This is a genomic window from Parabacteroides sp. AF48-14 (genome assembly GCF_003477465.1).
In the GTDB taxonomy this organism is placed as follows: domain Bacteria; phylum Bacteroidota; class Bacteroidia; order Bacteroidales; family Tannerellaceae; genus Parabacteroides; species Parabacteroides acidifaciens.
The window spans coordinates 24,362-33,784 of record NZ_QUDI01000052.1 but is presented as its reverse complement, the minus strand read 5'-3'; the positions used below and the strand labels follow the sequence as shown (position 1 = coordinate 33,784).

The window sequence follows — 9,423 nt, the reverse complement described above, 5'->3', positions numbered from 1 at the left end:
GACCGTGCTAATCTTCGCGAGGTGCCGAGTGCACTACACATTAGCACGGTCGTAATGGCAAAGAGGACGGTCGTAATGGCTGAAAACACTCAAAAAAGGCGAAAAAGTCCCTTTTTGACGTCTGAAAATCGGGTTAACATTTGTTTGGAATTGGGCTTCTTCTGATCTTGGAAAATACGTTTTTTACAATAAGTACTCTTAAATGAGTGACATGGTAAGGTTGTCTTTTGCATCCTTTCTTCCGATGATGTGTTTAATCTTTAAGACAAGCTAATGGAATAATCTTAACTCCATCAGGCGTGTGTAAGCCATTTTCCCACCAGTTATAACAATGAGAAGATCGGGTTCTCGAAGTGGAACCTGTTTCTCTTGTTTGTTGAATTCATTAATAAGACGCTTAATTTCAAGCAAATGGTTTGCTCCTTCTTTTATTTCGTTACTTCCTAATTTGCATTCAATCAATGCATAACGTCCATCTTCCAAATGAAGAACAAGATCAGCTTCAAGACCATAACGGTCGCGATAATAAGAGATATGACTATTAAAATCAGGTGTATAAGCTTTAAGGTCGCGCACGCACATCTGTTCAAAAATGAATCCAAAAGTCTTTAGCTGGGTTATAAGAACTTCCGGGGTTAATCCTAAGGAGGCTACAGCGATAGATGGGTCTATAAAAGAACGCTTTAGACCGCTACGTATAGCTGTTTTGCTCCTAATGGCGGGACACCATGCTTCAATGTTACATATCACGAACAGACGTTTAAAAGCTGTAACATAATCTTCAAATGTAGGTGGAGTACAAGATACTTCACCGGAAGAAGTTACATCTGCCATTAACGAAGTGTTTTTTACTAAAGTGGATATATTCCGGGCATAGGCCCTAAGAATCATTCGTGCTAATCTTTCATCTCTTTGCACACCATCAACTCGTAAAATATCCTCACGACAAACAGTGTCAACATAATTTCTTGCCACAAGAAGTTTTGCTTTTGAGCTCTTTATATTGACTGTTGCTGGCCACCCTCCACGACAAGCAACATATATCAAATCTTCGATTTGCATATCAGATGTAATTCCGTCTATATCATATTCTGGGTTGTCAAACAATTCTTTTAGAGAAATTTTGCCATTGGATTCTTGTGATTCCCAAAGGCTCATCGGTAACATATTCATACGTGAAATGCGTCCATTACCCGAATGAAAAATCTGGTCTTTTTTTACAGCGTTAGAACCTGTAAGAATATATAGTCCTTGCTTTTGTCGCTTATCTACCATTGTGCGGACTGCATCCCAAAGTACTGGTGCATCTTGCCATTCATCTATCAACCTTGGGGTCTCTCCTAATAGCAAAAGCGATGGTTTGGATGCTGCTGTTGCAAGATATTCATCGCGCATATCTGTGTCTTGCATTTTAATGACACTTCGTGCTACTTGTTCGGCGGTTGTTGTTTTTCCACACCACTTGGGACCTTCAATTAGAACGGCTCCGAAGGCTTCTAAGCGTTCTAATAGGACTTTATCTGATACTCTGTTCAAATAACTCATAATATTATTTTTAGTGCTTGCAAAGATACTGAATTATAATGGTTATAACAATCTGTTTTGTGTTTTTGTGGTATTTTACTTTAAATAATTGTGCTATTTCACTTTTATGTTTTGCTTTATTTTATTTTGTGTTTTTGTGGTCCTTGTTCTGTTTAGTTGTAGCAGACCATATTCTGTTTGAAAGTAATTATGGCACGTGCAACATAATGAAAGGATTGATCTGAAATCGTCACAATAACATACTGGTATATCCGTTAGGAATTTGTATCTTGTCCCCATAAATCATGAGATCTAACAAAATACACATATGAAAAATACATGGCTACTAATCCTGTTGTTCATCTGTTCATTCTTCTCCTGCCGGAATGACCGGGTTGCCCATGATCTGATGAACAGGGCGGAAGGGTTTATTGAAGCTGATCCGGACAGTGCTTATACATTATTAAACAGTATAGAAGTTCCCGATAATCTGAATGATAGACAGTTTGCCCGCTGGTGTATGTTGTATGGGCAAGCGGCAGATAAGCTTTTTAAAGATATGCCATATGTCATACAGCTAAACCGGGCTTTGCATTGGTATAAAAAACATGGAACCCCTGAACAACAAGCCTGGATGGGATTGTATTTGGGGCGATCGTATATGGAAGATAAACTTTTCATACCGGCAACAGAAGTTTATTCGGAAGCCTTGGATCTGGCGAAAGAGAAACATCTGTATAATGTTGCCGGGTATATTTGCAGTTATATGGCGGATCTTTACGAATATACCGGACAAGTTTCCGAAGAACGGCGTAAATTTGAAGAGGCTGCCGAATTCTTTAAAAAGGCACGCAATGAGCGAAGTTTTGCTTTTGCCTTGCGGGACATCAGTAAGACATGTGTGTTTGATGATTCCACCTCTCTTGCACTCGCTTTGATGCTGAAAGCGGATTCGATTGTTACAACTCTGAATGATTTGGTGGGGATGGCATCGATAGCGAATGGATTGGGGAACGTTTATGCGTCGATAGGAGAAATAGAGAAAGCCAAGAGTTGCTATCAGAGAAGTTTTTCTTATGATACGACAGATTTAGCACCCCATTATTTAGCATTAAGTAGCCTTTATTACAGCAACGACATATTGGATTCGGCCCGCTATTATCAGGAGAAAGCCGATTGCCCGACCGATAATCTCTATACTCCTTCCGACCGGTTGTATATGGGATATTTGATCGAAAAAGAGGCAAACGATATTCCTAAGGCTTTTCAATACTTGGAACAATTTTATGAAGCGAAAGATTCCTTATATGATGAGCAGAAACAGGTGGATATCGTAGATGCAGAAAAACGGCACAATTTATTTACCGTTGTCAAGAAAAACCGGAAATTGCAAACTGATATGTACATAGTATCATCTGTTGCAATTTTCATTTGTCTTGTCCTCTGTGTGCTCTATCAAGCCAGAGACAGGAGGCGGTTGAACAAGATTAATAAGCAACAATTGGTGTTAGATGAAAAAGAATATCAGCTAACAGAGTTGAGAAATGAAATTCGGGAAAAAGAAGCGGTACAAAAAGAAAAAGGAGAGACAGAACATGAAGACGTCGAGCTGATTCGGAATAAGATATCCCAAGTCCAAAAAGAAGTTATAGCTCTAAAATGTGATAAACTTCAGTACTCTTCTCTTTTTAAACAGATAAAAGATCGATGCCAAAAAGGGCATTTGAAAGATATGCAGGCTCTTTCTAAGAAAGATTGGGATAGTTTAATAGCCCTGATCGACTCCGCTTGCCCTAATGTGTTAACATTTATATGTAACAACCCGCTTGGTTTAACAAAAGCGGAGATTGAAATTTGCTATCTTAGTTTTTTAGGTCTTGGCTTGAATGAAGAAGCTATTTTGTTAGGTATCAATACCGATTCGGTGAATAAACGTAGGCTTAGAACCCGCCAGAAACTTAATTTGGTCAATACAAAGACTGGAATTAATGAATTTCTTATCAGTCAGACTTTGTAAGAAATGTTAATGTTATTTTGTCCATATAAAAGCTGAGACGTCTTGCCGCTATATAAAACAAGCCTGATTATCAGCTTGTTTTATTACATATGTCCATATAAAAAGGCTTTTGTCCATATCGATTTTGCCCGTTTTTGTGTGTACTAAAACCTTCCTCTACTTTTGCTGCACATTTTAAAACGAACGTATATGAATACATCAAAAAAGTTAGGGTGTCTGATTTTAACATTTTTGTTTATATTACCAGCCAATGCGCAAAAATTACAAACAGGTCTTTTAGTTGGTGGCGGATTAGGTTTTGAGCATAATTTAACGCCTGATTTAAGTCATTCTGATATCTGGCAAGAGAAAGAATATATGCTTGAATATAAATATGAATATCAGTTTGGGGCATCTTTAGGTTATCGTTTTCGAATAGAAAATGGAAAAAATAATCGACTGTTTTATGATATTGACCTTTTGCTGGATGCAAAAGTCTTCAAGAATACGAAATCATATTATTTGGATCATGAGATTGCAAGCCGAGTGACAGCTCATGATGCGAATTTGGCTTTTTCTCTGTCACCTTCTGTTAATTATAAACTGATAAAAGGGTTGTATGCTGGTATTGGAATTGAGCCTACGTGGTATATGGTTCCAACTACTGATGGGAAAAAGTTCGATATTCCCCTCATTTGGAAAGTTGGTTACAATATTAATAATAGAATAGATTTTGCGATTAATTATCGTTTAGGTTTCATAAACGTTGTTGATGATCGAATCTATAAGAAAGGACATATTTCAGATTTGAATTTGTCTATTTTCATCCCATTTACACTCCGTAAATAGCAAAATCTTAATTTCCCGATAGGGGTTTCCTTGATTTTCCTGTCATATAGGTAAAACCTAAAAGACGAAAAGGGAGTTGATATGAAAAGACATTTGTTGTTTCTGTTATTATTGGTTTCAATATCTGTGTCCGCTCAGGTGGAACACGGTGTGTTGGTTGGTGGTGGCGTCGGTTTTTCGATGCATGATAATGAACAATTAGATTGGGACGCATCTGATCTCAAATACAATCATAATTTGAAAGTAAATGGAATGATTGGTTACCGCTTCCGCTTTCTGCCGGAACGTACGTTCTTTTATGATCTGGATGTTACGGTAGGATTCCAGAAAATGAATTCTCATAAGTATTCTCCGTTTTTAGCGGCTGATGGAGATTATGTGGGTCATAGTGATGGTGAAAAGGATTTTAGTGAATTTATCATGCCAGTATCCGTAGCAGCCAGTTGGAATATCAGGTTCTCTAAGAATTGTTATTTTGGGTTGGGCGTTGCTCCGACACTCTATGCCCGCCCGCAAGCCGTCTTTGACTTGCCTGTTTTGGCAAAGTTGGGATGTCGTGCAGGAAGGCATTGCGAGCTGTCGCTTTCCTATCAATACGGTTGCCTGAATACATTAAAGCATTTCAACAACGGACCTGCTTATGGACGCACGGGACGCCTGTCCGATTTTATGTTTTCCGTGTATATCCCGTTTACCATTAAATAACAAAAACTCACATCCTTTGGATAGGGGACTTCTTTGATTTTCCGGTCATAGAGATATAGTCTAACAAATAAAAAGAGAGTTGATATGAAGAAGAGTTTGATGTTTTTATTGTTGAGTTTCGTGTGTTTATCTGTTTCTGCACAAGGTGGAAAAATCAGAAGTGGTGTGATTGGTGGAGTGTCGATGGACTGGTATAATGACAAGACGATTGCCAAAGAGGGGAAAGGATTCAACGTGCCGGATGTGAAACCGACTTTTCATGTGGGTTATCAGTTCCAACTCGAATTGAAACACCGGTTGTCTGTGGATGCAGCTTTGCTTTATGGGCAAAAGCGGGGGGAGATAGCTTCAGTTGGCTATGAAGTGGCACCTGTCAAAGGCTATAAGAGCAAATTCGCAAGAAATTACATCGCGTTGAACGGAGTTGTTAATTATAACTTGATAGGAGGCCTGAAGGTTGGAGCTGGTGTCGAACCTGCGATTCATTTTAAAGAAAATATAATGATTGGGAACAGGATTAAATCGGCATTCGATGTCCCGGTTGTACTCAAGGCTGCCTATGCTTTCAAATACTTCGATCTGGCTTTGATGTATAAACATGGTACGTGCAACGTGATGAAAGGCGTTCCTTATATGAAATACGGGCATACACGTGATTTGCAAGTCTCTATATTTGTACCGATATTCCGCTAATCTCCTACAAGCTGCTACAGCATGATGTGGTTTTGATAAGAAAAGTGTGTTTTTCTGGTTGCAATAATATTGGAAAAGTGTATAATACCTCTTCTATTCCTTTGGGAAGTATTGAAATCAAACATATGTACCCGATGGATTTTGAGGAGTTTCTCATTGCCAATGGTGTTGGTGAATTGGCCCTATCCACTATGCGGACTCAGTTCTTGGAGCGTCAGTCCCTGCCGGATTCCCTGCATGCTAAAATGCTTGACCTGTTTAAGAAATATCTGATTGTTGGCGGATTGCCCGATGCTGTGAAGACATTTGTGGACGAGAAGAATGTAATGGCTATCCGTAAAATACAGGAAGATATTTTGGCCCTTTACGGAGTGGATGCTTCCAAATATGAGAGAGATCATGCTAAATTAAAGATACAGCGTGTATATAGTCTGATCCCGTCCAATTTGGAGAACAAGAAAAAACGTATGGTGGCGAAAGATATCGAAGGGAAGAAAGGAAAGCGGATGACTGATTATGCAGAAGAATTTGATTATCTTATTTCTGCCGGGGTTGCTTTGGAAGTGAAAGCGATCAGTGTGCCCAGCTATCCATTGGTGGAAAATTCTGGTAAGAACCTGCTTAAACTCTATTTGAATGATGTCGGATTGCTTACCGGTTTGTTTTTCAGGAATAATATACAGGCCATTATGCAAGACGTGCAAAGTATTAATTTAGGTTCGGTTTATGAAACGGTTGTAGCGCAAGAATTGTGCGCGCATGGATATAACCTGTATTACTATGATAATAAAAACAATGGAGAAGTGGATTTCTTGATAGACGATACGGATAATCTAAGCGTGATACCTTTAGAGGTTAAATCAGGTAAAGATTACACCGTCCATAGTGCGCTTAATAAACTGTTAAAAGTAGAGACATATAACATCCGCCAAGCTTTTGTCTTGTCCAATGAGCAAAAGGTTTTCGAAAAGAACGGAGTTACTTACATCCCGGTTTATTACATAATGTTTTTTGAACCTGGAACTGAGGTTGTAGGAGAGTTCTAAATTCTTGCTATCTTTGTCTGTCAAAGGAATAAGAATATGGAAGACGAATTTGATATAAGGGACGCGCGGGTGCCGGAAAGCGAACGGGAGTATGAGAATGCGCTCCGGCCGCTTTCGTTTCATGATTTCAGCGGACAGGCCAAGGTGGTCGAGAACCTGAAGATCTTCGTGATGGCGGCTCGGATGCGTAAGGAGGCGCTCGACCATGTGCTGCTGCACGGGCCTCCCGGATTGGGTAAAACGACACTGTCCAATATTATTGCGAACGAACTGGGAGTCGGCTTTAAAGTGACTTCCGGACCGGTGCTCGACAAACCGGGCGATCTGGCGGGGGTGTTGACCTCATTAGAGAAGAATGACGTCCTTTTTATCGATGAGATACACCGGTTAAGCCCGATTGTCGAAGAATATCTCTATTCGGCGATGGAGGATTACCGGATCGATATTATGATCGACAAGGGGCCGAGCGCCCGTTCTATCCAGATCGACCTGGCTCCGTTTACGTTGGTCGGGGCTACGACGCGCAGTGGTTTGCTGACAAGCCCGCTCCGTGCCCGTTTCGGAATCAATATGCACCTCGAATATTACGAGATGGAGACATTGACGAAGATTGTGCTCCGAAGCGCCGATATCCTGAATGTGAAATGCGAGCTGAGTGCCGCCCGCGAGATTGCTTCCCGTAGCCGCGGTACGCCCCGTATCGCCAATGCGCTGTTGCGGCGTGTGCGCGATTTTGCGCAGGTGAAGGGGTCCGGCGAAATCGATAAGGCGATTGCCTGCTATTCGTTAGAGGCGCTCAATATAGACCGTTACGGGCTCGACCAGGTCGACAACAAGCTGTTGACGACCATCATCGACAAGTTCGGTGGCGGTCCGGTGGGGCTGACTACGATCGCGACGGCTCTTGGAGAAGATCCCGGAACGCTGGAAGAGGTCTACGAGCCTTTCCTTATCAAAGAAGGTTTTATTAAGCGTACACCGCGTGGCCGCGAGGTGACAGAACTGGCTTATACGCATTTGGGGCGTAGCAGGGGAAGTGAACAAGGATTCATATTTGATTAAAAAGTTATGGCAGGAGGAATGAAGCGGCTCGCCGGTGAGACCGCGATTTATGGCGTCAGCAGTATTGTCGGGAAGTTCCTGAACTGGATGTTGGTGCCGATGTACACGCGTGTGTTGGCTACAGAAAGCGATTATGGAATCGTGACGAATTTGTACGCCTGGACAGCTTTGCTGATGGTGATTCTTACGTATGGGATGGAAACGGGCTTTTTCCGTTTTATGAACAAGAAGGAGATTAAGCTTCCGATGCGCGTCTATGCGACGACGCTGTTTAGCCTTGCGATGACTTCTGTTTTCTTTATGGTCTTGGTGTTCGGTGCACTGACGCCGATCAGTTATTCGCTGGGCTATGAGGCACATCCGGAATATGTCGGGATGATGGCAGGGATTGTCGCGGTGGATGCCTTTTGCTGTATCCCGTTTGCTTTCCTCCGGTATCAGGGCAGGGCGGTTCGCTTTGCCGGTATCAAGCTGTTTAATATATTCCTGAATATCGCGCTGGTGATATTCTTCCTTATCGCTTGTCCCTGGCTGTACGAGCATGTGCCGGGATTAGTCAGCTGGTTCTATGTGCCGGATTATCAGGTTGGGTATATCTTTATCGCCAATGTAGCGACTTCGGCGGTGACCTTCCTGCTTTTAGTGCCGGATATGGTTCCCGGACTTCGCGAAAAGGCCAGCTTTGTGTTGCTGAAGCAGATGCTGAAGTACTCGTTTCCGATCCTGATCCTGGGGATTGCCGGTATTTTCAACCAGACGGCGGATAAGATTCTCTTTCCTTTTCTGTTTGAAGATAAGGACTATGCAAATACCCAACTCGGGATTTACGGTGCCTGTTTCAAGGTGGCTGTGGTGATGGTGATGTTTATCCAGGCGTTCCGTTATGCTTACGAGCCGTTTATCTTTGCCAAGAATAAGAGCGACGATAATACGAGGGCCTATTCGGAGGCGATGAAGTATTTCATCATCTTCTCCCTGATTATCTTCCTGGGGGTGATGTATTACCTGGATATACTGAAATATATTGTGCCGGTGGAATATTATCCCGGGCTCCGGGTGGTTCCCATCGTGATGCTGGGCGAGTTCTTCTTCGGCATCTATTTCAACCTGTCCTTCTGGTATAAACTGATTGACCAGACACAGTGGGGGGCTTATTTCTCTACGATCGGCTGTGTGGTGACGGTCTTGATAATCGTGCTGCTGGCCCCTACATTCGGCTATATGGCTTGTGCGTGGGCCTCTTTTGCCAGTAACCTGCTGATGATGATACTCTCTTATGTCATCGGGCAGAAGAAGTTTCCGATCCAATATGACTTGAAATCGGTTGCTGTCTACGGCGTGTTGGCGGTTGCATTCTATGCCGCCGGGATGTTGCCCCGGATCGATTCGGAACTCCTCCGTCTGGGCTATCGTACGGTTCTGCTCCTGATCTTCCTCGCCATTATCGTGAAACGCGATTTGCCGTTAAGCGAATTGCCTTATATCGGAAAGCGATTTGCATCTAAGAAATAGTGAACCGCCTTGTTCCCGCGCTCCGACGCGGGATCG

The 9,423-nt window shown here is 42.3% G+C and carries 7 protein-coding genes and 1 pseudogene; 7 read left to right on the top strand and 1 reads right to left on the bottom strand.

The genetic code is table 11. The features are described 5' to 3' along the window. Positions 1-253: 253 nt before the first annotated feature. Positions 254-1,545: pseudogene (locus DW083_RS19075) on the bottom strand (ATP-binding protein). A gap of 388 nt (positions 1,546-1,933) precedes the next feature. Between DW083_RS19075 and DW083_RS19070 the strand changes: the two are divergent. The 7 genes from DW083_RS19070 (at position 1,934) to DW083_RS19040 (ending at position 9,387) form a co-directional block, all read left to right on the top strand. After that, positions 1,934-3,541, top strand: coding sequence for a hypothetical protein (locus tag DW083_RS19070; RefSeq protein WP_233552297.1), 1,608 nt, complete (start codon positions 1,934-1,936; stop codon positions 3,539-3,541). Between the two features lie 189 nt (positions 3,542-3,730). Beyond that, entirely contained in the window at positions 3,731-4,369 is a 639-nt protein-coding gene (locus DW083_RS19065; protein WP_122333495.1) for an outer membrane beta-barrel protein, read from the top strand. An 81-nt stretch (positions 4,370-4,450) separates the two neighbouring features. Then, a complete protein-coding gene (locus tag DW083_RS19060) occupies positions 4,451-5,074 on the top strand; it encodes a hypothetical protein (RefSeq protein ID WP_122333494.1) in 624 nt (207 codons plus the stop codon). Between the two features lie 84 nt (positions 5,075-5,158). Continuing rightward, the gene (locus tag DW083_RS19055) at positions 5,159-5,767 is read left to right on the top strand and encodes a hypothetical protein (protein WP_122333493.1); all 609 of its coding nucleotides are present in this window, start codon (positions 5,159-5,161) and stop codon (positions 5,765-5,767) included. A gap of 77 nt (positions 5,768-5,844) precedes the next feature. After that, positions 5,845-6,813 carry an ATP-binding protein gene (locus tag DW083_RS19050; protein WP_233552296.1) on the top strand — a complete coding sequence of 323 codons (969 nt, stop codon included), beginning with the start codon at positions 5,845-5,847 and terminating at the stop codon, positions 6,811-6,813. 36 nt (positions 6,814-6,849) lie between these two features. Further along, positions 6,850-7,875: a Holliday junction branch migration DNA helicase RuvB gene (ruvB, locus tag DW083_RS19045; RefSeq protein ID WP_122333492.1), complete on the top strand. Its 1,026-nt coding sequence runs from the start codon at positions 6,850-6,852 to the stop codon at positions 7,873-7,875. Between the two features lie 6 nt (positions 7,876-7,881). After that, positions 7,882-9,387, top strand: coding sequence for a lipopolysaccharide biosynthesis protein (locus DW083_RS19040; RefSeq protein WP_122333491.1), 1,506 nt, complete (start codon positions 7,882-7,884; stop codon positions 9,385-9,387). Positions 9,388-9,423: the final 36 nt, after the last annotated feature.